The organism is Curtobacterium sp. ABR8 (assembly GCF_057812125.1).
In genome coordinates, this window is sequence record NZ_CM173818.1 from 3267479 (window position 1) to 3290774 (window position 23296).

Annotated in this window: 24 protein-coding genes; 16 read left to right on the forward strand and 8 right to left on the reverse strand. The window is 72.1% G+C overall.

What is annotated here, in order from left to right:
• Nucleotides 1-4: 4 nt before the first annotated feature.
• Nucleotides 5-931 carry a carbohydrate ABC transporter permease gene (locus ACXKZB_RS15555; protein ID WP_488823747.1) on the reverse strand — a complete coding sequence of 309 codons (927 nt, stop codon included), beginning with the start codon at nucleotides 929-931 and terminating at the stop codon, nucleotides 5-7.
• The gene (locus tag ACXKZB_RS15560) at nucleotides 928-1917 is read right to left on the reverse strand and encodes an ABC transporter permease (protein WP_488823748.1); all 990 of its coding nucleotides are present in this window, start codon (nucleotides 1915-1917) and stop codon (nucleotides 928-930) included. Before ACXKZB_RS15560 ends, ACXKZB_RS15555 begins: the two co-directional genes overlap by 4 nt.
• 164 nt (nucleotides 1918-2081) lie before the next feature.
• Between ACXKZB_RS15560 and ACXKZB_RS15565 the strand changes: the two genes are divergently transcribed.
• On the forward strand, nucleotides 2082-3089 hold the full coding sequence (locus ACXKZB_RS15565) for a LacI family DNA-binding transcriptional regulator (RefSeq protein ID WP_456796082.1): 1008 nt from the start codon (nucleotides 2082-2084) through the stop codon (nucleotides 3087-3089).
• 53 nt (nucleotides 3090-3142) lie between these two features.
• Entirely contained in the window at nucleotides 3143-3529 is a 387-nt protein-coding gene (locus ACXKZB_RS15570) for a VOC family protein (protein ID WP_261783940.1), read from the forward strand.
• A gap of 154 nt (nucleotides 3530-3683) precedes the next feature.
• Here ACXKZB_RS15570 and ACXKZB_RS15575 read toward each other — a convergent pair whose 3' ends face one another.
• Nucleotides 3684-4415, reverse strand: coding sequence for an esterase/lipase family protein (locus ACXKZB_RS15575; protein ID WP_488823749.1), 732 nt, complete (start codon nucleotides 4413-4415; stop codon nucleotides 3684-3686).
• On the reverse strand, nucleotides 4412-5185 hold the full coding sequence (locus tag ACXKZB_RS15580) for an alpha/beta fold hydrolase (protein ID WP_488823750.1): 774 nt from the start codon (nucleotides 5183-5185) through the stop codon (nucleotides 4412-4414). The genes ACXKZB_RS15575 and ACXKZB_RS15580 overlap by 4 nt, the downstream gene beginning before the upstream one ends.
• An 83-nt stretch (nucleotides 5186-5268) precedes the next feature.
• Here ACXKZB_RS15580 and ACXKZB_RS15585 point away from each other — a divergent pair, with 83 nt between their 5' ends.
• The 3 genes from ACXKZB_RS15585 (at nucleotide 5269) to ACXKZB_RS15595 (ending at nucleotide 7608) form a co-directional block, all read left to right on the forward strand.
• A complete protein-coding gene (locus tag ACXKZB_RS15585; RefSeq protein ID WP_488823751.1) occupies nucleotides 5269-5637 on the forward strand; it encodes a hypothetical protein in 369 nt (122 codons plus the stop codon).
• Nucleotides 5638-5656: 19 nt separating this feature from the next.
• The gene (locus ACXKZB_RS15590) at nucleotides 5657-6205 is read left to right on the forward strand and encodes a dihydrofolate reductase family protein (RefSeq protein ID WP_488823752.1); all 549 of its coding nucleotides are present in this window, start codon (nucleotides 5657-5659) and stop codon (nucleotides 6203-6205) included.
• 68 nt (nucleotides 6206-6273) lie between these two features.
• Nucleotides 6274-7608, forward strand: a complete 1335-nt coding sequence (locus ACXKZB_RS15595) for an NAD(P)/FAD-dependent oxidoreductase (RefSeq protein WP_488823753.1) — start codon at nucleotides 6274-6276, stop codon at nucleotides 7606-7608.
• Nucleotides 7609-7736: 128 nt separating this feature from the next.
• On the opposite strand, the gene ACXKZB_RS15600 is transcribed toward ACXKZB_RS15595, so the two are convergent.
• Nucleotides 7737-8642, reverse strand: a complete 906-nt coding sequence (locus ACXKZB_RS15600; RefSeq protein ID WP_488823754.1) for an SDR family oxidoreductase — start codon at nucleotides 8640-8642, stop codon at nucleotides 7737-7739.
• Between the two features lie 109 nt (nucleotides 8643-8751).
• On the opposite strand from ACXKZB_RS15600, the gene ACXKZB_RS15605 reads away from it, so the two are divergent.
• Nucleotides 8752-9324, forward strand: a complete 573-nt coding sequence (locus tag ACXKZB_RS15605) for a TetR/AcrR family transcriptional regulator (RefSeq protein ID WP_488823755.1) — start codon at nucleotides 8752-8754, stop codon at nucleotides 9322-9324.
• Between the two features lie 34 nt (nucleotides 9325-9358).
• Nucleotides 9359-10540, forward strand: a complete 1182-nt coding sequence (locus ACXKZB_RS15610) for an FAD-dependent oxidoreductase (RefSeq protein WP_488823756.1) — start codon at nucleotides 9359-9361, stop codon at nucleotides 10538-10540.
• Nucleotides 10541-10603: 63 nt separating this feature from the next.
• Here the strand turns inward: ACXKZB_RS15610 and ACXKZB_RS15615 are convergent, their stop codons facing one another.
• Both ACXKZB_RS15615 and ACXKZB_RS15620 read right to left on the reverse strand, forming a co-directional pair.
• The gene (locus ACXKZB_RS15615; RefSeq protein ID WP_488823757.1) at nucleotides 10604-11473 is read right to left on the reverse strand and encodes a UbiA family prenyltransferase; all 870 of its coding nucleotides are present in this window, start codon (nucleotides 11471-11473) and stop codon (nucleotides 10604-10606) included.
• Nucleotides 11470-12393, reverse strand: coding sequence for a DMT family transporter (locus tag ACXKZB_RS15620; RefSeq protein WP_488823758.1), 924 nt, complete (start codon nucleotides 12391-12393; stop codon nucleotides 11470-11472). The genes ACXKZB_RS15615 and ACXKZB_RS15620 overlap by 4 nt, the downstream gene beginning before the upstream one ends.
• A gap of 71 nt (nucleotides 12394-12464) precedes the next feature.
• Here ACXKZB_RS15620 and ACXKZB_RS15625 point away from each other — a divergent pair, with 71 nt between their 5' ends.
• From ACXKZB_RS15625 to ACXKZB_RS15660, 8 genes are all read left to right on the forward strand, one after another.
• A complete protein-coding gene (locus ACXKZB_RS15625; protein WP_488823759.1) occupies nucleotides 12465-13313 on the forward strand; it encodes a LysR family transcriptional regulator in 849 nt (282 codons plus the stop codon).
• 74 nt (nucleotides 13314-13387) lie between these two features.
• The gene (locus ACXKZB_RS15630; protein WP_488823760.1) at nucleotides 13388-13822 is read left to right on the forward strand and encodes an excisionase family DNA-binding protein; all 435 of its coding nucleotides are present in this window, start codon (nucleotides 13388-13390) and stop codon (nucleotides 13820-13822) included.
• 28 nt (nucleotides 13823-13850) lie between these two features.
• Nucleotides 13851-14417 (forward strand): PIN domain-containing protein, encoded by a 567-nt coding sequence (locus tag ACXKZB_RS15635; RefSeq protein WP_261783943.1) that lies wholly within the window; start codon nucleotides 13851-13853, stop codon nucleotides 14415-14417.
• 45 nt (nucleotides 14418-14462) lie between these two features.
• Nucleotides 14463-15275 carry a fructosamine kinase family protein gene (locus tag ACXKZB_RS15640; RefSeq protein ID WP_488823761.1) on the forward strand — a complete coding sequence of 271 codons (813 nt, stop codon included), beginning with the start codon at nucleotides 14463-14465 and terminating at the stop codon, nucleotides 15273-15275.
• Nucleotides 15276-15583: 308 nt separating this feature from the next.
• Nucleotides 15584-17740 carry an ArnT family glycosyltransferase gene (locus ACXKZB_RS15645; RefSeq protein ID WP_488823762.1) on the forward strand — a complete coding sequence of 719 codons (2157 nt, stop codon included), beginning with the start codon at nucleotides 15584-15586 and terminating at the stop codon, nucleotides 17738-17740.
• A gap of 35 nt (nucleotides 17741-17775) precedes the next feature.
• Entirely contained in the window at nucleotides 17776-18498 is a 723-nt protein-coding gene (locus ACXKZB_RS15650) for a response regulator transcription factor (protein ID WP_488823763.1), read from the forward strand.
• On the forward strand, nucleotides 18495-20093 hold the full coding sequence (locus ACXKZB_RS15655; protein ID WP_488823764.1) for a sensor histidine kinase: 1599 nt from the start codon (nucleotides 18495-18497) through the stop codon (nucleotides 20091-20093). Before ACXKZB_RS15650 ends, ACXKZB_RS15655 begins: the two co-directional genes overlap by 4 nt.
• Nucleotides 20094-20313: 220 nt before the next feature.
• Nucleotides 20314-20802 (forward strand): hypothetical protein, encoded by a 489-nt coding sequence (locus tag ACXKZB_RS15660; protein ID WP_111084734.1) that lies wholly within the window; start codon nucleotides 20314-20316, stop codon nucleotides 20800-20802.
• Between the two features lie 39 nt (nucleotides 20803-20841).
• On the opposite strand, the gene ACXKZB_RS15665 is transcribed toward ACXKZB_RS15660, so the two are convergent.
• Nucleotides 20842-21657 (reverse strand): helix-turn-helix transcriptional regulator, encoded by an 816-nt coding sequence (locus tag ACXKZB_RS15665; protein ID WP_488823765.1) that lies wholly within the window; start codon nucleotides 21655-21657, stop codon nucleotides 20842-20844.
• Nucleotides 21658-21770: 113 nt separating this feature from the next.
• Between ACXKZB_RS15665 and ACXKZB_RS15670 the strand changes: the two genes are divergently transcribed.
• The gene (locus ACXKZB_RS15670) at nucleotides 21771-23066 is read left to right on the forward strand and encodes a bifunctional glycosyltransferase family 2/GtrA family protein (RefSeq protein ID WP_488823766.1); all 1296 of its coding nucleotides are present in this window, start codon (nucleotides 21771-21773) and stop codon (nucleotides 23064-23066) included.
• The last annotated feature ends 230 nt before the right edge of the window (nucleotides 23067-23296 follow it).

Here is a 23296-nt window from a genome sequence, read left to right on the forward strand (position 1 = left end):
GGTGTCAGCCCTTCACGGCGCCGGTCAGGACACCCTTGGCGAAGTGCCGCTGCAGGAACGGGTAGAGGATGAGGATGGGGACGATCGAGACGACGAGGATCGCCATCTGGATCGACGCCTGCGGGGGCAGCGCGTCGGAACTCGTGCCGAGGTCGGCGCCGCCGAGCTGCGCGTTGTTGATGACGTAGGTGCGCAGCACGAGTTGCAGGGGCCACTTCGCGGTGTCGTTGATGTAGAGCAGGGCGTTGAAGAAGGCGTTCCAGTACCCGACCGCGTAGAACAGGCCGATGACCGCCAGGACGGCCTTCGACAGCGGGAGCACGATCCGCAGGAAGACGCCGAAGTCGCCGGCGCCGTCGATGCGGGCGCTCTCGATGAGCTCTCGCGGGATCGCCATGAAGAACGAGCGCATCACGATGACGTTGAACGCGCTGAGTGCCGTGGGCAGGATGAGCGCCCAGTACGAGTCGAGCAGCCCGAACTGCTTGACGACGAGGTAGTTCGGGATGAGCCCCGGCGCGAACAACAGTCTGACGAGCACGAGGCTCAGCACCACCCCGTGTCCGTAGGACCCCGGCCGGCTCAGCGCGTACGCGAGCATCGCGGTGACGAACAGGCTGATCAGGGTGCCGACCGTGGTGATGCCGACGCTGACGAGCAGTGCCCGGGTGACGACGCCACCGGCGAAGATGCTCTCGTAGGCACTGAAGTCGAGCCCGGTCGGCCACATCACGAAGCCCCCGGCACCGTTGACCTGGCTGGACGGCGCGACGCTCGTCGACACGATGCCGAGGAACGGCAGCAGGACGACGAGGCAGATCACGAGCAGGACGAACCCGGTCAGCAGCCGTCCGGGCAGCGGCGGGGCGTCCAACGGGCGGTGCTTCCGGGTGGCCCCCGCGGGCACGGTCACGCTCCGGGTGGCGCTCATCGCGACTCCTTCTGGTAGACGCCCGCTTCGCCGAAGACGTGCGCGAGCTTGTTGGCGCCGAGGACGAGCAGCACGCCGACGACGCCCTTGACGAGTCCGACGGCCGCGGCGACGCCCCACTGTCCGCCGAGCACGCCGTTGTTGTAGACGTAGGTGTCGAGGACCTCGCTGGCCGCTCGACCGACCGCGGCCTGCTGCAGGAGGATCTGCTCGAACCCGACGGTGAGCGAGTCGCCGAGCCGGAGGATGAGCAGCAGGATGATGATGCCGCGCATGCCGGGCAGGGTGACGTGCCAGAGCTGCCGCCAGCGCGAGGCGCCGTCCATCTTCGCCGCCTCGTACAGGCTCGAGTCGATCTGGGAGAGCACGGCGAGGAACAGGATCGTCGCCCAGCCGGTGTCCTTCCAGATCACCTGGCTGGTGAGCAGCGCGATGAAGCCGTTCGGGTTGCCGAGGAAGTCGATCGCGTCGCCACCCGCCGCCCGGATCGCGTTGTTCACGAGCCCGGAGCCGCCGAGGATCTGCTGGAACACCGCGACGACGATCACCCACGACAGGAAGTGCGGCAGGTACAGGATCGACTGCACGACCTGCTTGATCCGCTCGGACAGCAGCGAGTTGAGCATGAGCGCCAGGATGATCGGCGCCGGGAACACGAACACGACCTGCACGAGCGTGATCACGAGGGTGTTCCGGAGCGCCCCGAGGAACTCCGGATCGCCGTCGAAGACCACCGCGAAGTTCTCGACCCCGACCCACGGGCTGCGCCCGAGGGGGACGAAGGGCAGGTACTCCTGGAAGGCGATGAGGTTGCCGAGCAGGGGCAGGTAGTGGAACCCGAGCAACAGGGCGACGCCCGGCAGGCCCATCAGCAACAGCACTCGATCGCGCCGGATCCGCTGCCAGGTCGTACGCCGTCGGAGCCCGGGGTGCGGCGGCGGTGCGGTGTGCGCGGCGGTCGTCGCGCTGTCGTCGAGCTTCGTCACTCGGTGGCCTCCTCCGTTGGATTCCTGCAGCGACCCTGGCGCGCGGGGCAACACGGTGGCAATCCGTTGCCAAACGTTTCCATCGTTGTAACGCTCCAGTGAGCGCACACCCGCAGCTCGACGACACGAGGCCACCGGCGACCGCCCGCGCTACGCTCGTCCCGATGCGCGCAACCGTGCGGGACGTGGCCACCCTCGCCGGGGTGTCGCCGAAGACCGTCTCCAACGTCATCAACGGCGGCGTGGTGGTGCGCCCGGAGACCCGCGAGCGGGTCGAGCGTGCCGTCGCCCAGCTCGACTACGTGCCGAACCTGTCCGCCCGCGGGCTGCGGAACGGCCGGTCCGGGGCGATCGCCCTCACGCTGCCGGAGATGGGCAGCGCCTACTCCGCCGAGCTCGCGCAGTGGTTCGTCGAACTCGCGCGCGAGCGGGGGTGGGTCGTCCAGCTCGACCAGACCGGCAGCGACCCGGCCCGCGAGCGCGAGCTGGTCTCACGGGCACGCGCCCACCTCGTCGACGGGCTCGTGCTCAACCCGGTGTCGCTCAGCGCGAGCGTCCTGGCGTCGACCGAGGGGCTGCCGCCGACCGTCGTGATCGGCGAGGTCGAACCCGAGCACGTCGACCAGGTGCACATCGACAGCCGGGCCGCCGCCGAGCAGGTCACCGCCCACCTGGTGTCCCGCGGCCACCGCAGGATCGCGATCGTCGGTGCCGCCCGCGCGTCCGAGGCCACCGCCACGAGCGAGCTGCGGGAGCGCGGGTACCTCGCCGCGCTCGCGAGCGCCGGGATCGAACCGGACCCCGCGCTGCGGGTACCACTGCCGTCCTGGACGACGAGTTCGGCGGCGACGGCCTTCGCGACCTGGCTCGACGAGCACCCGCTGCCCGACGCCGTGTTCGCGTTCACGGACTCGATCGCCTTCGGTGTGCTGCACGTCCTGGCGGCCCGGGGTGTCCGCGTTCCCGAGGACGTCAGCGTCATGGGGTTCGACGACATCGACGGAGCGGCGTACGCGATCCCCGCGCTCAGCACGGTGTCGTTCGACCGACGGGCGTTCGCGACGGCGGCGCTCGACCTGCTCACCCGGCGGATCGAGGACCGGGACCTGCCGCCCGAGACGGTCGTGGTGCCGCACCGCATCGTCGAGCGCGCGAGCGTCGCCGACCGTTGAACAGCTCCGGCCGCTGAACAGCTCCGACCGCTGCTCGGCGTACGCTGCGCGGCATGACCAGCGAAGACGCCTCGATGCCGACGCTCGCCGCCACCGTCCTGCAGTCCCCGGAGCCGATCGCGCTCGCCCGGTTCTACGGCGCCCTGACCGGGTGGACCGTGTACGAGGACGGCCCGACCTGGGCCCGGATCCGTCCCGCGGACGGCCCCGGCCTGTCCGTGCAGTTCGAGCCCGAGTACGTCGCCCCGACCTGGCCCGGCACCGCGGACGCTCCCGGCATGCAGCTGCACCTCGACTTCCAGGTGGAGGACCTGTCGGCTGCCGTCGCCCGTGCCGAGGAACTCGGTGCCACGCAGGCCGCGTTCCAACCGCAGGACGACGTCCGGGTGCTGCTCGACCCCGACGGGCACCCGTTCTGCCTGTTCCTGCCCGGGGCCTGACACAGGCCGGCCACGTCTCGAGGTTCCACAACACGCCGGATGATCGCCGCCGAGGTTCCGAACTGCGGCGATCCGAGCGCCGACATGCCGAGATTTCGGAACCTCAGGACGAGACGAGACGGGACGAGACGGGACGAGACGGGACGGGGGCGCTTCAGCGCGGGTCGGCCGCGGCGAGCACCGCGGCGCGCGTCCGGGCATCGCCGAGGATCCGGAAGTGCCCGCCGACCGGCAGCCGCACGTTCGTCGCCCCCGACAGCTCGCTGCCCTCGGGGATGAGCGTGTCGAACACCCCGTAGACCGACGTGATGCGGGCGTTCGCGTCGAGTTCCCGCGCCAGTCCCGCCAGCACGGGGTCGGCGGCGCGGAACACCCGGAGGTGCCGCACCGGAGCGAGGCGCGCGTAGCCGGACCCGGCGAACGGCGTCGACACCGCGACCATGCGGTCGATGCGGCCGTGGTCGTCCAGCTGGGTCATCGCGTACTTCCCGATGAGCCCGCCCTTGCTGTGCGCGAGCACGAGGACGCTCCGCAGGTCGTGCTCCTCGAGGTACGCGAACACGTCGCGCGCCGAGACCGGCACCGGCCGCAGGTTGTGGCGCAGCACCGGCAGCACGTGCACGGGATGGCCGCGGTCGTGCAGGGCGTCCATGAGCGGCCGCATGAAGTGCCAGGTCTCGTAGACGCCGGGGATCACGACGACGGGTTGACCGTCGCCGGTCCGGTAGTCGTCGGCGGTGGTGGGCCCGAGGCTCCGCACCTGCCACGTGATCGCGTACCACCAGTCGAGTGCGGCCCACGTCGCGCGTCGCACCAGCGGGATGCCGGGAGGCACGGGTCGGCCCGTGCCTGTCGCTTCCGTCGAGGACGTGGTCGGCTCGGTCATCGGAGGCCCTCCAGCGTCTGGGCCCGGCGGAACTCGTCGACGAGGCGGGCGAACGCGACGGGGTGCCGCTCCTGCAGGTGGTGCGGCCCCGGGAGTTCGACGAACGACCCTCGCTGCGCGCGCGTCGCCACGCCGACGGCCCAGTCGCGGCGCACGATCGGGTCGTCGCTGCCCCGGACGACGAGGACGGGTCCGCGCACGTCGGCGATCGTCTCCTCCAGCCGGTACCGGAGCATCGGGCGCAGCTCGCGGACGTACTGCCGGACGCTCCGCAGGTAGTCGGTGACGAGCACCCCGTTCATCCGGAGTCCTTCGCCCGTCCCGTCACGGAACAGGTCGGACGCCACCAACAGCAGGGACCGTCGCTCCACCGGGATCACCGGGCTGACCAGGACGACGGAGCCGACGGCCCCGGGGTGCTGCCGGGCTGCCTCGGTCACGACCTGCGCGCCCATCGACTGTCCGACGAGCACGAGGTCCTCCGCTCCCCGCGCACGGACGGCCCGGACCACCAGGTCGCCGAGCTCGGCCATCGACAGCGTCCGGCCGGCAGCGGGGAGCCCGCCGAAGCCGGGCAGGTCGACGCTGACCGTGCGGTGGGTCGCAGCGAGTGCACGCTGTGACCGGGCGAACGACCGATGCGACATCCCGATGCCGTGGACCAGCACGACCGTGGGGTCGAGGTCGCTGCGTACCCGGCCGGCGGGCGCAGCGGTGTGGAGGCGCACCGGCAGGCCGTCGATCCGGATCGTCTCCACCTTGGCGCGCACGAACCGAGGCTACGCGGCGGTTCGCAGCACCGGATCAGCGTCGTCATCGGCCACGCATAGGCACGCGGTGTGCACTGCCTCCCATGAGCGACACCACTCCCCCGAACGGCCACGCGCCGGGCGGCTCCACCCGCACCCCTCCCGTAGCGGCTCCGGCCGGCTGGGGTTCGGCCCCGACGCCGACCTCGACGGCCACCCTCGACACCCCCGCCCCGAACGGCGCCACCCCCTGGTTCGGCACCGCGGCACCGACGAACCGCACGAGTGCCCCGAAGCCGCCGTGGTTCTGGCCAGTCCTCGCGGCGATCATCGGGCTGGCCGCACTGCTCGTCGGCGGTGGCATCGGCTTCGCCGTCGGGCACGCGATCGGCGGGGACCAATCCCGGTCGACCACGCAGCTGCCCGGCACGAACGGCGGGACGAACCAGTTCCCGGGCGGAAGCGGCAGCTGATCCGCAGTACGCTCCGGCCATGCGCAAGGTGACAGCAGGGCTGTTCACGTCGGTCGACGGCGTCGTGCAGGACCCGTACGAGTTCCAGTACGACAGCTTCGACGACGAGCTCGGGGCCGGGATGGGCGCGTTCATGGCCCGCACCGACACCGTCCTGCTCGGCAGGAACAGCTACCTCGAGTGGTCCGAGTGGTGGCCGGCGCACCCGGACGACGGCTTCGGGCAGTGGATCAACCCGATCGAGAAGTACGTGGCCTCCACGACGCTTGGCGACGACCTGACCTGGCAGAACACCACCAGGATCCCGGGCGACCTCGGCACGTTCGTCCACGAGCTCAGGGAACGTGACGGCGCCGACATCGCGGTGTGCGGCAGCGTGAGCGTCGTCCGGCACCTGCTGTTCGCAGGGCTCCTGGACGAACTGCAGCTGATGGTGCACCCGGTGATCGCCGGCGCCGGCCGCAAGCTCTTCGAGCCGACGGACCCGGCCACGCGCCTGCGGCTGGTCGACAGCACCGTGACGAGCAAGGGGAACGTCGTGAGCACCTACGCACGGCTCGACGCCTGACGGAGCCGACCCGTGCCTCCCGGTCGGGCAGTGGACGGGAGCGGTCCACAGCGCGCGTACCCTCGTGGGTGACCACCTCACGAACCGAAGAAAGCCGGATCAGCATGCCCCAGGACACCCGCCCGCACGTCGTCATCGTCGGCGGTGGATTCGCCGGTGTCGCCGCCATGCGCGAGCTGGCGGACGCCCCGGTCCGGGTGACACTCGTCGACCGGCACGTCTACAACATGTTCCAGCCCCTCATGTACCAGGTGGCGACGGGCGGGCTGAACGCGGGCGACGTGACCTACTTCCTGCGCAGCCTGCGGGCGAAGCAGGACAACGCCGAGTTCCGGCACGGCCTGCTCACCGGCATCCGGACCGACGAACGCATCGCCGAGATGTCCGACGGCGAGCACCTGCACTACGACTACCTCGTGCTGGCGAACGGTGTGAACACGAGCTACTTCGGCACCCCGGGCGCCTACGAGTACGCGTACTCGATGTACTCCCGCTCGCAGGCCCTGCGGATCCGCGACGAGCTGTTCACCCGGCTGGAAGAAGCTGCGGCGAACCAGGGCCCCGACGAGATCAAGATCGTCATCGTCGGCGGCGGCGCGACCGGCGTCGAGATGGCCGGAGCGCTCGCGGAGCTCCGCGACCAGGCACTCGAGGGCGCGTACCCCGAGCTCGACAAGGGCGCCATCACGATCACCCTCGTGCACCGCAGCGGCGAGCTGCTCAAGCCCTTCGCGCCGCGCCTGCGCCGGTACGCAGCCAAGGTCCTGCGGAAGCGCGGTGTCGTGCTCCGGCTGAACACCGGCGTCTCCGAGGTCAAGACCGACGGCGTGATGACGGCCGACGGCGAGTTCATCCCCGCCTCGCAGGTCATCTGGGCGACCGGCGTCGCCGCCCACAAGGAGGTCTCCGGGTGGGGCCTGCCGCAGACGAGCGGCGGACGCATCCAGGTGGGCGACGACCTGCGTGTCAACGGTGTCGAGCGGATCTTCTCGGCCGGCGACATCGCGGCGCAGTCCGAGGCCCTCGCCCAGCTGGCACAGCCGGCACTGCAGGGTGGACGGCACGTCGCGAAGCAGATCAAGCGCCTGCTCGAGGGCAAGCCCACCGAGCACTTCAAGTACTTCGACAAGGGCACGATGGCGACGATCGGCACGAACGCCGCAGTGGCCCAGCTGCGCGGCGGGATCACCATGGTCGGGCCGATCGCCTGGGCCGCGTGGGTCGTCGTGCACATCGCGTCGCTGCTCGGCAACGGCAACCGGCTCTCGACCCTGTCGCACTTCTTCGTCCGCTACCTGTGGTTCATGCGGAAGCGTGCCATCCCGATCGTCGGTGACGTCCGCCCCGTGCGCCCGAACGGCGACCGCGAACCCGACCCGTGGCAGATGCAGAAGGCGGAGTAGCAGCGCGTTCGCGGCGTTCGCGTTCGCGGCGTTCGCGTTCGCTTCGTGAGCAGAAATGGTCGGGTCCGGAGACGGAACCCGACCATTCCTGCTCACGATCCGCGGGTGCCGGTACTGCCCCGCGCCGCCTACGCGACCCGCACGTCGAAGTAGGCGCCCGCGGCGATGTCCTCGAGCAGCCCGGGGCCGGTCGGCTGCCATCCGAGGAGCTCGCGGGTGGCCTCGGACGTGGCGGACATCTCCATGCCGAAGAACCGGCCGATGAACCCGAAGTGCGCGTCCGCGTCCGCCGGGTCGATCGAGGTCACCGGCAACCCGAGCCCCTCGCCGATGGCCTCGGCGATCGCGCGGGTCGGGATCGCGGTCTCTGCGACGGCGTGCAGGCGCGTGCCGGCCGGGGCCTGCTCGAGGCCGAGCCGGACGAGCCGTGCCGCGTCGGTGACGTGCACGGCGGCCCAGCTGTTCGTGCCCTCGCCGATGTAGCCGGAGACGCCGGTGCGCTGTGCGGCTCCGACGATCGCGGCGATGAACCCGTGGTCGCCGGTGCCGTGCGTGGTCGGGCTGAAGCGGGCAGCGATCGTCCGCACGCCCTGCTCGACGAAGTCGAACCCGCGGTTCTCGCTGCCGCCGCGCATGCTGTCCGGGCCGACGAACGGGCTGGGGTCCGCTTCGGTCGAGGGGCGACCCGGGGCGAGGCCGGCGACACCCGAGGCGACGACGAACGGGCGGTCCGTGCCGACGAGCGCTGCGCCGATGGTCTCGACCGCGGCGCGCTCGCTGGCGTTCGTGGCTGCCGGGTTCGCCCAGTCGTGCTTGTTGGCGAGGTGCAGGACGCCCTCGGCCTCGGCGGCTCCTCGGCGAATGGCGTCCAGGTCGTCGAGGTCGCCCCGGACGACGGCGACGCCCTTCGCCTCGAGCGCGGCGGCCGACGAGTCGGAGCGGGCGAGACCGGTGACGGTGTGTCCGGCGGCGAGCAGGTCGTCGACGGTGTGGGAGCCGATCCAGCCGGAGGCCCCGGTGACGAACACGTGCATGTGCTTTCCCTTCGCAGGTGTCCACGGCGGTGATGTCATGAACTGACATCACCGTAGCACTCGATGTCAGCCGCTGTCATCAAAGCGTCCTGATCAGTAGACTCTCCGCATGGCTCGATGGCAACCCGGAACGCGTGAACGACTGCAGGCGGTCGCGCTGCAGCTCTTCGCGTCCGAGGGCTACGACGGCACCACGGTCGCGCGGATCGCCGCCGAGGCCCAGGTCACCGAGCGCACCTTCTTCCGGCACTTCGCCGACAAGCGCGAGGTCCTGTTCGCCGGACAGGACGACTTCCTCGCGATGTTCGTGGACCCGATCGCGGCCGCACCGGCCGACACAGCGCCCTTCGACCTGGTCGGCCGCGCCCTCGACGCCGCCGCGGGGTTCTTCCCCGAGGACCGCCGGTCGTGGTCACGGGCCCGGCAGACGATCATCGACGCGAACGCTGCCCTCGGCGAACGGGAGCTCGGCAAGCTCGCCACCCTGAAGGCACGCCTGGGCGAGGTCATGCGCGAGCGCGGCGTCCCCGAACCGGCGGCGACGATGGCCGCCGAGACCGCCGTGACGGTGTTCCACCTGTCCTTCGCGCAGTGGATCGCCCCGGGTGAGGCGCGCCCGTTCGCGGCGATCGTGCACGAGCGGCTCGACGCCCTGACGGCGCTGGTGCACCCCGCTCGCTGAGTGCACGGCGGTCGACCGACCGTAGGCTCGGCGCGTGACCACGGAGCGCACCGACGTCCTCGTGGTCGGCGGCGGTCCCGTCGGCCTGTTCCTCGCCGCGCTGCTGGCCACCCGCGGTGTCACCGTGCAGGTGTGGGAGCGCCGCCCCGGTCCGCCCGAGGGGTCCCGCGCCATCGGCATCCACGCGCCGTCCCTGGACGCCTTCGCCGAGATCGGGCTCGACGCCCCGGTGCTCGCCGAGGCCACCCTCGTGCGCACCGGCGTCGCGCGGAGCCGTGGGCGGACGCTCGGCACGCTGACGTTCGACCGCGCCTCGGACAGCCACCCGTACGTCGCGACGCTCGACCAGCACCGCACCGAGTCCCTGCTGCGGGACCGGCTCGCCGAACTGGACCCGACCGCGCTGCGCACCGGGACGACGGTGACGGGCCTGACCCGCCACCGCGACCACGTCGACGCGGTCGGCAGCAGCCCGGACGGCACAGCGGTCGCCGTACGCGCGGCCTTCGTGGTCGGGGCCGACGGCGCGAGGAGCGTCGTCCGTGACCTGCTCGGCATCGGCACCACCGGACGCGACTACCCGGATCGCTACGTGATGGGCGACTTCGCCGACCCCGAGGACGCCGACGCGCGGACCGCCGCCCTGGTGGACGTCGGACCCGGCGGCGTCGTCGAGTCCTTCCCCCTGCCGCACGGTCGACGCCGGTACGTCGCACTCGTACCGGACTCGCTCGCGTTCGCCCCGAGCGGCGTCGCGCCCGACCCGGTGACGGCCGCACGACTGGCCGCGATCGTCACGGCACGCACCGGCGTCACCCCGGATCCGTCCACCTGCACGATGCTCAGCGGGTTCCGGATCCGGCGTCGCGCGGCCGTCCGCGTCGGGGTCGGCCGGGTGGTGCTCGTCGGCGACGCCGCCCACGAGATCAGCCCGATCGGCGGGCAGGGCATGAACCTCGGCTGGCTCGACGCGGCCGAGCTCGCGCCGTTGCTCGCCGTCGCCGTCCGGATGGGTGTGGCCGGACCGTGGCCCGGCTACGCCGCCCGCCGCCAGGCAGCTGCCCGCCGCGCGGCCCGGCAGGCCGAGGCGAACATGGGGCTCGGTCGTCCGCTCGGCACCGTCGCCACCATCGGACGGGAGGCGCTGCTCCGGGCCGTCCTGTCGCTGCCGACCGCGCACGGCCTGGCCCGGCTCTACGCCATGCGCTGGGCCTGACGGCTCGCGTCGGCCCCGAGCACCGCCGTACGAGCCTCGCAGTGCGACCCGCGCGGGCGCGCGTCAGGCGACGAGTCGCGCCCCGGCGAAGCCGAGCTCGACGACGAGCACCAGGGACGACGCGATCACGAGCCGGAACAGGGTCCGCGACGCCCGTCCCGCCAGCACCAGTCGGACCCCCACCACGGCGAGCGCCAGCACGACGACCGCCCCGATCACGGCGAGCACGACACCGACGCCACGGACCGGGTCGTCACCGAGCACCTGGCCACCGAGCACGAGGGCTGCTGCGAGCACGAGCGAGCCGAACGCCGTGATCCCGGCGCCCCGGAGCCCGAGGCGGTGCGGGAACCCACGGACCCCGGTGGCGGCGTCGTCGACCAGGTCCGGCAGGACGTTGGTGCAGTGGATCGCGACACCGAACACCGCGCCGGTGGCGATCGCCCACCAGGCCGGCCACAGCCCCTCGGGACCGGCGGACACCGCGACCACGGACAGCAGTCCGAAGGCGACGACGAACGGCACGACCGACCACACGGTGCGCTTCAGCCCGGCGTCGTAGGCCCACCCCGCGGCGACGAGCACGAGGTGCGCCACGGCGGCGACGGGGCCGAGGAACAGCGAGAGGACCACCGCGGCTCCGGCCGTCACGAACGCTGCCGCGCGGACCGTCCCGACGGCGATGAGTCCGCGGGCGACGGGCTTGTCGCTCCGGCCCACGGCACGGTCGCGGTCGGCGTCGATCCAGTCGTTGGCCAGGCCGATCGACAGTTGCCCGGCGACCACCGTCAGCGCGACCAGCGCCACGAGCCAGACCGGGTGCCCGACGGCGGCGGCGATCACGGCGGCGAGCACCGTGACCGTGACCGTCGGTCCGGGGTGGGACGAGGCGAACAGCAGTCGCACCACGTGGGGGTCCTGGCCGGCGGTCACCCGGCCAGCGTACGGGCGGGGCGTGCGCGACGGCGCAGACTCCGGCGGCCGAGCACCCCCGAGGCCAGCGCGATGCCGAGCAGCACGACCAGCCCGCCGACGGGCTCGTTCCACCGCACCCGCTCGCCGAGGACGAGCACGCCGAGCGCGACCCCGACCACCGGCGTCAGGTAGGTGACCGTCGACGCCCGACCGGCGCCCCACGCCTGCACCAGCCGCGTGTTCCATGCGTAGGCCAGCCCCGTACCGACGCAACCGAGCGCGACCATCGCGGCCACGATCCTCCCGTCCAGCTGGACCGGGCCGGTGGCGATGACGGGCGCGACCAGCAGGAGCATCCCCGATGCCAGCGTGAGCTGCACCGTCGCGATGGTGACCGGGTCGTGGGCGCTGCCCACCGCCACGCGCCGGAGGTAGGCGAGTCCGATGCCGTAGGACGCGGTCATGCCGAGCAGCGCCACCTGTCCCGGGACGCTCGCCAGGACCGCGGGGTCGCCGAGCAGGTCCCACGGGCCGACGAGCACGAGCACACCGACGATCCCGACGACGATGCCCGCCACCTGCCGGCCCCGCAGCCGTTCGGACGGGACGAGCACCGCGAGTGCGGCCAGCGTCATGATCGGGGTCGTCGCGTTGTAGATGCTCGCGAGTCCGGACGGCACGGTCTGCTCGGCCCACGCCATCAGCGACGACGGCAGGGCGTTCAGGAAGAACGCGACGACCGCCAGGTGTGCCCACACGCGCGGCTCCCGCGGCCAGCGCCGACGCGTGGCGAGCAGCAGGACGACGAGCGTCACGCCCCCGAGCACGGTCCGCACGGTGGCGACCTGCTGCGGTTCGAGCCCGTCGAGGCCGATCTTCGCGAACAGGAAGCTCGAACCCCAGGTGAGGGCGACGAGACCGTAGAGGAGGGCGTTCATGTGGCCTAGTGTCGAACCACTCCCGCACATGCGGCAAACGCATGTGGTTCATACCGTCATGAGGAGCACGCATGCCCGTCTCGGTCCCCCAGCTCCGAGCGTTCGTCGCGACGCTCGACGCCGGGTCGTTCACCTCCGCAGCCTCCGTGCTCGGCGTGGGCCAGTCCGCCGTTTCGCACGCAGTCGCCGGGCTCGAACGCGAGGTCGGCGGGCCGGTCGTCCGTCGTGGTGCGGTCGCCGTCGCGACCCCCCTCGGTGACCGCCTCCTGGCCCACGCCCGCAACGTGCTCGCCTCGGTCGACGCCCTGGAGGCGGTGGTCCGGCCCGCCACGGCGCGCGGCACCGTGCGCCTCGCGGCCGTCCCCACCGTCTGCCAGGGCCTGCTGCCGCGGCTCCGCGAGCTGTGGGCGGTGACGCTGCCCGACGTCGACGTGCAGGTCTACGAGGGCGACGACGACGAGATGCCCGAGTGGCTGGAGAGCGGGACCGTGGACGCCGCCGTGCTCGTCGACCCCTCCCCGCTGCCGAGCGGCGGTGTGGTCGTCGCCCGGGACGAGATGGCCGCGGTCGTCCGGCGCGATCACCCGCTCGCCGAGCTGCCCGCCCTCACGCTCGACGACCTGCACGAGGACGGCCTGGTCGCGGGCGGCGGCGGGTGCGAGTACCAGATCCAGAAGCTGCACGAGCTCGACGGACGCCCCTTCCGCTACGCCCACCGGGTGCGGGAGATGAGCACGATGTTCGGGATGATCGAACGGGGCGAGGGGGTGTCGATCGTCCCGACGCTCGGCCGGGTGATGCTGCCACCGGACCTCGTGATGATCCCGATGGCCAGGCGGCTCGAGCGGACCCTGGTGCTGAGCGGGCCGTCGTCGCGGGACTGGCACCCGTTGGCGAAGGCGTTGGTCGACGCGGTCTGACGAGTTGCACTTGCAAGTGCAACACCGGTACCGTTGAGCCAGTTGCCCACCAAAGAACGCGAGAAGGAGACCCGGTGCACCAGACGACGACGCCACGGCCCGTCCGCGTCGATGAGGTCGCTCGCGCCGAGGCCGTCGACATCGTCGACCGCGCTGGCGATCGACAGGTCGCGACCGTCGAGCTCCACCTCGACGACGGCACGGAACTCGTGCTCCCGGAGCGACTCGGGGGCTTCGTCGCGAACCTCGTCCGCAGCATGGCCGACGGGGCAGGCATCTCGACGAGCATCCTTCCGGACGAGATGACGACGACCGTCGCCGCCGACGTCATCGGCATCTCCCGACCCACCTTGATGAAGGCCATCGGCCGCGGTGAGATCGCTGCACACACCGTCGGGACCCACCACCGGCTCCGGCGCGCGGACGTCCTCGCAGCCCGAGACGCACGACGGGTCGCCCGCGCTGCGGCAGCTCGCGAACTGCTCGACTCCGGTGATGCCTTCGACTGACGCCCGGCCGCACTAGGCTTGATATGTGATGCTTCAGCGGGTCTTCGTCGATGCGAACGTCTTCTGCAGCCGGACGTTGCGAGACTGGACGTGCCTGCTCCGACTCCACACCGACGGGATGTTCCAGCTCCACACGACCGAGGACGTGCTGGCCGAGACCACGCACACCCTCCGTCGGCTGCACCCCGACCGACCCGGGTCGGCCGTCTCCCGGCTGCGAGCAGCGATCCTCGCCTCCGTCGACGAGCTCGTCGACGACTTCGACGCCACGGTCGAGTACCACGGAACCGATCCCGACGACCGGCACGTGCACGCCGCCGCGATCGCCTGCGGGGCGCACGTCCTCCTCACGCAGGACCGTGGTCTCCGCGCGACGGATGCAGCGATGTACGAGGTGTACCGCTGTGACGAGTTCTTCAGCCTGGTCGACGACTCGGCGCCGTGGATCGTCCGCGACGTCGTACGCGAGCAGGCGCGGTACTGGTCCAGCCGTCCCCGCGGCGCACGGAAGAGTCTGCCCGGAGCGCTCCGTGACGCCGATTGCCCGACGTTCGCCGGGCGGGTGGAACGACATCTGCGGTTCCTCGCCGGATGACCGTGCGCTGAACGGAGGTCGACGACCCGTCGGCAGGATGGACCGATGGCCGAGACGCACGTGAAGACCTTCACCACCCCGGACGAAGCGGCAGCCGAAGCCGCCGGACTCCGGTGGCTCGCCGACGCCGAGGACGCGGGCGGCACCAGGACCGCGCGGGTGCTGGGCCGACCGAGCCCGAACGTGCTCGACCTCGAGCTGATCTCCGACGGCTCCCCCACCGCTGCGCAGGCCGAGCGCTTCGGCCGCTCCCTCGCGCACACCCACGCCGCGGGCGCCGACCACTGGGGTGCGCCGCCCGCCGGCTGGACGAAGGGGGCCGCACTGCGGATGGGACGGTCCCGCACCCCGTTCGTCGACGCCGCACACGCACCAGCGACGTGGGGCGAGTTCTTCGCGGAGTACCGGATCCGCGACTTCGTCCGTCGCATCGTCGACGCCGGCGGGCTCGACCACGCCCAGGCCGCGGTGTTCGACCGGGTCGCCGGCCGGGTGCAGGACGGCACGCTCGGGTCCCCGCAGCCGGCGCTGGTCGGGGACCGTCCGGCACGGCTGCACGGCGACCTGTGGGCGGGCAACGTGCTCTGGCCGACGGACTCGTCCGAACCGACCGGGGCGGTGCTCATCGACCCGATCGCGCACGGCGGACACGCGGAGACCGACCTGGCGCTCCTCGGACTGTTCGGGCTGCCGAGGCTGGAGACGGTGCTCGCCGCCTACGACCGCGAGTCGCGGCTCGCCGACGGCTGGCAGGAGCGCGTCGAGTTGCACCAGCTCGCGCCGCTGCTGCTGCACGTGTTCCTGTTCGGCGGCTCGTACACGGGGGCGGCTCTGCACGCGGCGCAGCGGTACGCCTGACTGCGCACCGTGCGGGCTCGCTCGGCCCGTGCGAGGTTGCTCGCCCGGGGACCGGCGCCGCACCGTGCGCGCTCGCTCGGCCCGTGCGAGGTTGCTCGCTCCGTGCGGCGCTACAACCGCGCACCGGGCAGGCAACCCGGCACGGGCCGGACGACAGCGCACCGTGCGCCGCCCCAGCCCCGCCAGCCCCGCGTGCGCCACCCCAGCCAACCGCGCACCGTGCGTCCTTAGCCGGCGCACAGCCGGCGCAGTGCCGCGCTCGGGGAACACCCCGGATGCTCATCGACATGACCACGTACCCGATACCCGTGACCGACCGAAAGGGCTCCGCGCAGACCGACGCGCAGGATCGGCGCCGCAAGCCGCTCGCCCGCCTGTTCCTCGGCGAGCGCGAGGACGCCCGCTGGCTCCGGCCGGCGTTCTGGGCGCTCCTCGCCGTGACCGCCGTGGTGTACCTCTGGGACCTCAGCGTCTCGGGGTACGCCAACAGCTTCTACGCCGCCGCCGTGCAGGCCGGCACGAAGTCGTGGGAGGCGTTCTTCTTCGGCTCCCTCGACTCGTCGAACTTCATCACGGTCGACAAGCCCCCGGCGTCGCTCTGGGTGATGGTGTTGTCCGCCCGGCTGCTCGGCTTCTCGAGCTTCAGCCTGCTGCTCCCCCAGGCGCTCATGGCCGTCGGTTCCGTCGCCGTGGTCTGGGGCACGGTCCGCCGCACCCTCGCCCGCGTCGGCACCACCACCGCGAACGTCGGTGCGCTGCTCGCCGGCTTCGTCGTCGCGGCGACGCCGGCGGCGGCCCTGATGTTCCGGTTCGACAACCCGGACGCGTTGCTCGTGTTCCTGATGACCGCCGGCGCGTACTGCACCGTGCGCGCGCTGCCCCGGGGCAGCTGGAAGTGGATCGCCCTGGCCGGGGTCGCCCTCGGCTTCGCGTTCCTGACGAAGATGCTGCAGGGCCTGCTCGTCCTGCCGGCCTTCGGCCTCGTCTACCTCTTCGCCGCCCGCACCGGATGGGTCCGGCGCGTGGTCGGTCTGCTCATCGCCGCGGGTTCCCTCGTGGTCGCCGCCGGCTGGTGGGTCGTCGCCGTGTGGCTGTGGCCCGCGGAGTCCCGCCCGTACATCGGCGGTTCGACGGACAACACCGTCCTCGACCTGGTGTTCGGCTACAACGGCCTCGGTCGGATCTTCGGCGGCTCGGGCAACGGCGGCGGGGGCGGCAGCATGACCGGTGGCACCGCGGGCGGCTCGTTCGGTGGCTCGACGGGCCTGAACCGACTGTTCTCGTCCGAGATGGGGCTCGAGATCTCGTGGCTCCTGCCCGCGGCGCTCATCGCGCTGGTCGTCGGCCTGGTCGTCGTCGGCCGCCGCCACCTCGCCGACCCGGCCCGCGCCGGCCTCGTCCTGTGGGGTGGCTGGCTCCTGGTCACCGGCCTCGTGTTCTCGTACATGTCCGGCACGATCCACCCGTACTACACGGTCGCGTTGGCCCCGGCGATCGCCGGACTCGTCGGTACCGGCGGCGCCCTGCTCTGGCACGCACGAGCGCGGTTCGTCGGCCGGATCGGCCTGGCCGCGATGATCGGCGTCACGGCGTTCTGGGGCTGGTGCCTGCTGAACGAGAACCCGACCTGGCTGCCCTGGCTGCGCTGGGTGATGCTCGCCGGTGGCCTGCTGTCCGCAGCACTGATCGTCATCGGCAGCGTGCCGTCGCTGCGCAGGCTCGTCACGATCGGCGTCCTCGCCGGCACCCTGTTCGGGCTGTCCGGCACCACCGCCTACGCCCTCGCCACGACCACCGTCGCGCACTCCGGTTCGATCCCGAGCGTCGGTCCGGCGGGCAGCGGCTCCGGCGGGATGGGCGGCGGTGGCACCGGCGGCATGCCGGGAGGCACGGGTGGACCCGGCGGTTCGGCCGCCGGTTCCGACAGCGACGACTCCACCGCCGGCGACGGCTCCCAGCAGGGTCCCGGCGGGACCCTGCCGGAGGGTGCCTCCGGCGAGGCGCCGGAGATGCCGGACGGCACGTCCGGCACGGCACCGGGCAGTGGTCAGGACGACACGGACGACGCGACCTCCGAGGGCGGGTCGGGGACGGGCCTCCAGGCCGGGGGTGGTGGCGAGGGTGCGTCGACCTCCTCCGCCCTGCAGGAGCTGCTCGAGGCGTCCGACGCGAAGTGGGCGGCCGCGGTGAACGGCTCGCAGTCGGCGGCGCAGCTCGAACTCGACACCGACACCGCCGTGATGGCGATCGGCGGCTGGTCGAGCGACCCGGCACCGACGCTCGCGCAGTTCAAGGCGTACGTCGCCGACGGGGACATCGGGTACTACGTGTCGTCCGGTTCCGGTGGCGGCGGGATGGGCGGCGGCTCGTCCACCGCCTCGGCGATCCAGGAGTGGGTCGCGGCGAACTACGAGTCGACCACGGTCGGCGGGCAGACCGTCTACGACCTGAGCACCACGAAGTGATCGACGACGAGGGCGCGGTGGATAGGCTCGCGGACGTGACCGGCCAACCGCTGCTGCGCACCGACGGCACCCCCGTCCGCGCCCTCGTCGTCGACGACGAGCACGCCCTGGCCGACGCCGTCTCCCTCGCGTTCGAGGGCGACGGCTGGGCCGTGCGGACCGTGCACCGAGGCCGCGACGTCCTGTTCGCCGCACGGGAGTTCCAACCCGACGTCATCGTCCTCGACGTGATGCTGCCCGACATCGACGGCTTCGAGGTCCTCGAGCGGCTCCGGGACTCCCGCGACGCCGTCCGTGTGCTGTTCCTCACCGCGCGCGATGCCCCCGAGGACCGCCTCGCCGGACTGACGGGTGGCGGGGACGACTACCTGACGAAGCCCTTCGGCATCGAGGAGCTGCTCGTCCGCGCGCGGATCCTGGCACGGACCTCCGCTCGGGTCGCATCGGTCGGCGGGAGCGTGGGGGTGGTGGTCGGTGACCTCAGCCTCGACGAGGACGCCCGCGCCGTCAGCCGTGGCGGCGACCCGATCGAGCTCACGCCGACCGAGTACGAACTCCTGCGGCACCTGGCGCGGAACGCCAACCGGGTGCTCTCGCGGGAGCAGCTGCTCGCCAACGTCTGGGGGATGGACTTCGGATCGTCGTCGAACCTGGTCGACATGTACGTGTCGTACCTGCGGAAGAAGCTCGACGCCGGACGTGAGCCGATGCTGCAGACCGTCCGTGGGGCGGGGTACGTGCTGCGGCCGACGACGTGAGCCGCGGACGGGCGCCGTCGTTGCGGTGGCGGGTCGTCGCCGCCGTGGCGCTGCTGCTCGTCGCGACGAACGTCGTCGTGGGGGCGGTGACCGTCGTCGCGTTCCGGGGGTACCTCGTCGACCGTCTCGACGCGGAGCTGTCGACGGCGGCGAACCGGACCCCCGGCGGCCGGGACGGTGCGGAGGCGCCCACCGGACCGCCGCCCGGGTCGTCGTCGTCGGATCGGCCGGATCCGGACAACGCCTTCATCGGAGCGCCCGGACAGTCCGCCGGCACCGTCGTCGCGATCGTCCGCGACGGCGTCGTCGTGCTCGGCGGGTACACCGACAGCGACGGCGACCAGCACGGGCTGTCGTCGGCGCAACGGAAGACGCTCACCGCGGTCGACAGCGGCGCCGAGCCGTCGACGATCGACCTCGGCTCGCTCGGCACCTACCGGGTGCAGGCGGTCGGGGACGACGGCGACGTGTTCGTCACCGCGCTGCCCCTCGGCGACCTGGACGCCGCCATCGCACGCCTGCTGCTCGTCATCGGGATCGTCACGGTGCTCGGCCTCGTCGTCGCCGCGTGGGCGCTCGCACTGCTCGTGCGGCGCTCGCTCCGGCCACTCGAACACGTCGCCGCGGTCGCCTCCGGGGTGACCGCCCTCGACCTGGAACGCGGCGACACCGACATCCCGGCGCGCGTCGCCGACGCCGACCTGACCGCGAACCGCGAGGTCGGGCAGGTCGGCACTGCACTGAACCGGCTGCTCGGGCACGTCGCCCGGGCACTCACGGTGCGCCGCGACGCCGAGGCCGGCATGCGGACCTTCGTCGCCGACGCCTCGCACGAGCTGCGGACCCCGATCGCCACTGTCCGGGCGTACGCCGAGCTGTCGGAGCGGACCTCCGACCTGGACGCCGTACACCGCAACGTCGAACGGATCGGACGCGAGGCAGTCCGGATGGGCGACCTCGTCGACGAGCTGCTCCTGCTCGCACGGCTCGACGCCTCGGCCCTGGCGTCGGGGGCTCCCGTCTCCCCGCTCGTCCGCGAGCCGGTCGACCTGACGTCGCTCGTGGTCGATGCCACCATGGACGCCCGCGCGACGGCGCCGGACCACCGGTGGACGCTGCAGATCGTGGACGACGAGCCGCTGCTCGTGGCCGGCGACGAGGTGCAGCTCCGACGGGTGGTCACGAACCTGTTGACCAACGCCCGGACGCACACGCCGCCCGGGACCGCCGTCGTGGTGTCGTTGCAGTCGGTGCCCAGGTCGGGGTCTGCGTCTGCGTCTGCGTCTGCGTCTGCATCTGCGTCTGCGTCTGCGTCTGCGTCGGACGGTGCCGTCGTCCGCTTCGTCGTGGCGAACGACGGGCCGCCGATCCCCGCCGAGTCCCTGCCGACCCTGTTCGACCGGTTCACCCGGGGTGAGGCCTCGCGCTCGCGGGAGCACGGGACGAGCGGCCTCGGGCTCGCGATCGTGCGGGCCGTGGTCGTGGCGCACGGCGGCAGCGTGCGGGTCGCGTCCGAGCCGGGCCGGACCGCGTTCACCGTGGACCTTCCGGGGCCGCCCGACGTGCTCGCCGAGCTCGTCCCACTCGCCGAGTGAGCAGAAGACGTCGAGTCCCGCGACCCGATTCGATGTCTTCTGCTCACCCGATGCGGCCGGGCCGGAGGATGGCACATCATCGCGGCGCTGGACGGATCGTCAGACGATCGTCCAACGTCCTGGCCGAACGCGTGCGGCCGGAGACCCGGCGACGCAGGCTGGGTCCTGTCCGAGCAAGACGACCCGACCGGGTCACCACTGCAGAGATGGGAACACGATCATGAACTCGTTCAAGCGCAAGTCCGTCAAGCTCCTCGCCGGTACCGCCCTCGGCGGCGCCGTCATCGCCGGGGCGTTCGTCGCAGCACCGGCACAGGCCGCCGAGCCCGCACCGAGCACCTCGGCCTCCGTCGGCGGCAACGTCAACGTCAACCTCGACCCGGTCGCGATCGTCAACGCGATCAAGGACGCCGTGAACGACCAGAGCGACCGCGGCGGCGCCGTGCAGGCAGCGCTCGACGTCGGCTACTGGAACGCCGGCAACCCCGACCGCCTCACCGTCGCGGTGGTCAACAAGAACCAGGACATCACGGTGTCCGGCGATGTCGCGGACGCACAGTCGATCGACATCAAGGGCGGCAACTACGTCATCTACTGGTTCAAGGGCCCCGGATCGATCACGAACAACGGCGACGGCGGCTGGCTGAACTGGGGTGCGTTCGGCAACATCGAGCGCATCGACAACGTCATCCACGTGAACGGCGGCTGATCCACCGGCGCTGCAGCGACGCCCCCGGGGACCTCGGTCTCAGGGGGCGTCGTCGTGCGCCGGCGCTTCGATCGCCGACGGCGGGTTGCGCGCAGCCAGCCGGAGGTCCCGCCGAGACCGGATCCAGCCCCGGACGAAGGCGACCGACACCAGCGCCGTCCGGTTCGGCGCGTTCCACGACTTCATCAGCCGCCCGAGGTGCCAGGCCACGGCCTGCCGGCTGTACGCGGTCTCCTTGGCGATGGCGTCGTTCGAGAGCCCGCGGGCGGCGAGCGCCAGCATCCGTTCCTCGGTCTCGTCCAGACCGGGCGCCGACGCCACCAGGTCGATGTCGTCGGTGCCGAGCGCTGTCGTCGCGTCCCCCGACGCGCCTCCCCGGTGCTGCGCCCAGGCCTCGGCCCAGCACGAGCCGAGTTCGTGGGCGACGAGTGAGGCTCGGCTCATCGCGAGCATCGTCCGGCCGGCGTGGTCGATCGTCGTCGCGTGCTCGCGGGTGGCCGTGTGCATGACGAGGGCGAAGACGCGGATGGCGGGCAGGGCGCCGCGGAGCACGACCGAGACGTCGACCTGCGGGTCTCCGGCGCTGGCGGCTGCGACCTCGCGCAGCCGGACGAGGCAGTCGGGATCGAGCGGCTCACCGTGCTCGACGGCCCGCAGCGCCGCGGGGAGCACGAGGGGGACGATCTGCTCGTAGCGACGCCGGAGCCAGTCGTGCCCGTCGGGTCGGATGCCGTGCAACGGTGGCGCGAGCAGCAGTTCCTCGAACTCCGGACACCGCTCGTCGAGCGCCAGGCCCAGCCGCTCCCCGGGGAGCAGCACGGCCGTCCGTCGTGCGTCGTCGCGCTCGGTCGTCATCGTCCGTCGACCGTATCCGGACAACAGGTGTCGTGTCCGCTGCGTTCACGTGGTGTTCGTTCTTACCCGGGCCACAGCGCCCTGCCTCGGCCCCCGTAGCCCCGCTGCCGAGCATGAGCGGCATGACGGAGACGAACCAGACCCACGACATCGACATCGTCGTCCCCTGCTACAACGAGCAGGACACGCTCGCGGCCCACGTCCGACGCCTGCACACCTTCTGCCGGACGTCGTTGCACCACACCTGGCGGATCACGATCGCCGACAACGCCTCGACCGACGACACCGCGCGCATCGCCGACGACCTGGCTGCCATGCTGCCCGGCGTGCACGCGGTCCACCTGGCCGAGAAGGGCCGTGGCCGGGCGCTCAAGGCCGTGTGGGGTGCTTCCCCGGCAACCGTGCTCGTGTACGTGGACGAGGACCTGTCCACCGACCTGGCCGCCCTCGAGCCGCTCGTCGCACCGCTGCTCTCCGGGCACTCCGACCTGGCGATCGGCACACGGCTGGCGGACTCGTCGCGTGTGGTCCGGGGCAGCAAGCGCGAGTTCATCTCCCGCTCGTACAACCTGCTGCTCCGCACGACGATGGGGGTGTCGTTCTCGGACGCGCAGTGCGGGTTCAAGGCCGTCACGAAGCGGGCGGCGGAACGGCTGCTGCCGTTGTGCGAGGACGACGCGTGGTTCTTCGACACCGAGATGCTCGTGCTGGCCGAGCACGCGGGGCTGCGGATCCACGAGGTGCCGGTGGACTGGGTCGACGACGTGAACTCGTCGGTGCAGATCGCCTCGACCGCCACGGAGGACCTGAAGGGCATGTGGCGCGTCTCGCGGGGCATCGCCACCGGGCGGGTGCCGGTGGGCACCGTGTACGACGCGATCGGTCGTCGTCCGTTCACGCCCCCGCACGTCGGGTTCCTCGGGCAGGTGCTGCGCTTCGGCGCCATCGGGGTGCTGTCGACCGTGGCGTTCGCGGTGCTGTACGCACTGTTCCGTCCGGCGATCGGGGCACAGACGGCGGACTTCCTCGCCCTGCTGCTGACGGCGATCGGCAACACCGCGCTGAACCGTCGCTTCACCTTCGGGGTGCGCGGACGTGCCGGTGCTGGTCGGCACCACGTGCAGGGGTTGGTCGTCTTCGGCATCGCGTGGGCGATCACCTCGGGCTCGCTGGTCGTGCTGCACAGCAGCGTGCCGGGAGCGTCGCACGGTGCCGAGATCCTGGTGCTGACGGCCGCCAACCTGTTCGCGACGTGCGTCCGGTTCGTGTTGTTCAAGGCGTGGGTGTTCCGCAGCGGTCGTCGTCGTCCCGAGCTCATCCGCCCGGGGACGACCCCCGCCGCCGACGCCAGCACCGCGGCGACCGAGCCGATCGCCGTCGACGAGCGGACCGGCGAGCGCGCAGCCTGACACCGTGCCGGGCTGTCCACCCGGTGCGCGGTTGTTCGGCACTCGCGGCCCGCCGCACCGTACGCTGTGGACCATCCCGTGCGAGCTTCCACGCTCCGTGCAGCGCAACGACCTCGCACCGAGCGGGCAACCTCGCACCAGCCGAACAGACGCACGCGGTGCGGCGCACGGCGCGGTGTTGCGTGGGCGGTATACCAAGCCGTAGCATCGCGGTACCGCACCACCACCCC

Coding starts and splice junctions, on each gene's coding strand:
- ACXKZB_RS15605 (WP_488823755.1), top strand. CDS start 8,752: ATGGCTCGATGGCAACCCGGAACGCGTGAACGACTGCAGGCGGTCGCG.
- ACXKZB_RS15625 (WP_488823759.1), top strand. CDS start 12,465: ATGCCCGTCTCGGTCCCCCAGCTCCGAGCGTTCGTCGCGACGCTCGAC.
- ACXKZB_RS15570 (WP_261783940.1), top strand. CDS start 3,143: ATGACCAGCGAAGACGCCTCGATGCCGACGCTCGCCGCCACCGTCCTG.
- ACXKZB_RS15600 (WP_488823754.1), bottom strand. CDS start 8,642: ATGCACGTGTTCGTCACCGGGGCCTCCGGCTGGATCGGCTCCCACACC.
- ACXKZB_RS15565 (WP_456796082.1), top strand. CDS start 2,082: ATGCGCGCAACCGTGCGGGACGTGGCCACCCTCGCCGGGGTGTCGCCG.
- ACXKZB_RS15640 (WP_488823761.1), top strand. CDS start 14,463: ATGGCCGAGACGCACGTGAAGACCTTCACCACCCCGGACGAAGCGGCA.
- ACXKZB_RS15585 (WP_488823751.1), top strand. CDS start 5,269: ATGAGCGACACCACTCCCCCGAACGGCCACGCGCCGGGCGGCTCCACC.
- ACXKZB_RS15635 (WP_261783943.1), top strand. CDS start 13,851: ATGCTTCAGCGGGTCTTCGTCGATGCGAACGTCTTCTGCAGCCGGACG.
- ACXKZB_RS15555 (WP_488823747.1), bottom strand. CDS start 931: ATGAGCGCCACCCGGAGCGTGACCGTGCCCGCGGGGGCCACCCGGAAG.
- ACXKZB_RS15620 (WP_488823758.1), bottom strand. CDS start 12,393: ATGAACGCCCTCCTCTACGGTCTCGTCGCCCTCACCTGGGGTTCGAGC.
- ACXKZB_RS15590 (WP_488823752.1), top strand. CDS start 5,657: ATGCGCAAGGTGACAGCAGGGCTGTTCACGTCGGTCGACGGCGTCGTG.
- ACXKZB_RS15575 (WP_488823749.1), bottom strand. CDS start 4,415: ATGACCGAGCCGACCACGTCCTCGACGGAAGCGACAGGCACGGGCCGA.
- ACXKZB_RS15665 (WP_488823765.1), bottom strand. CDS start 21,657: ATGACGACCGAGCGCGACGACGCACGACGGACGGCCGTGCTGCTCCCC.
- ACXKZB_RS15670 (WP_488823766.1), top strand. CDS start 21,771: ATGAGCGGCATGACGGAGACGAACCAGACCCACGACATCGACATCGTC.
- ACXKZB_RS15660 (WP_111084734.1), top strand. CDS start 20,314: ATGAACTCGTTCAAGCGCAAGTCCGTCAAGCTCCTCGCCGGTACCGCC.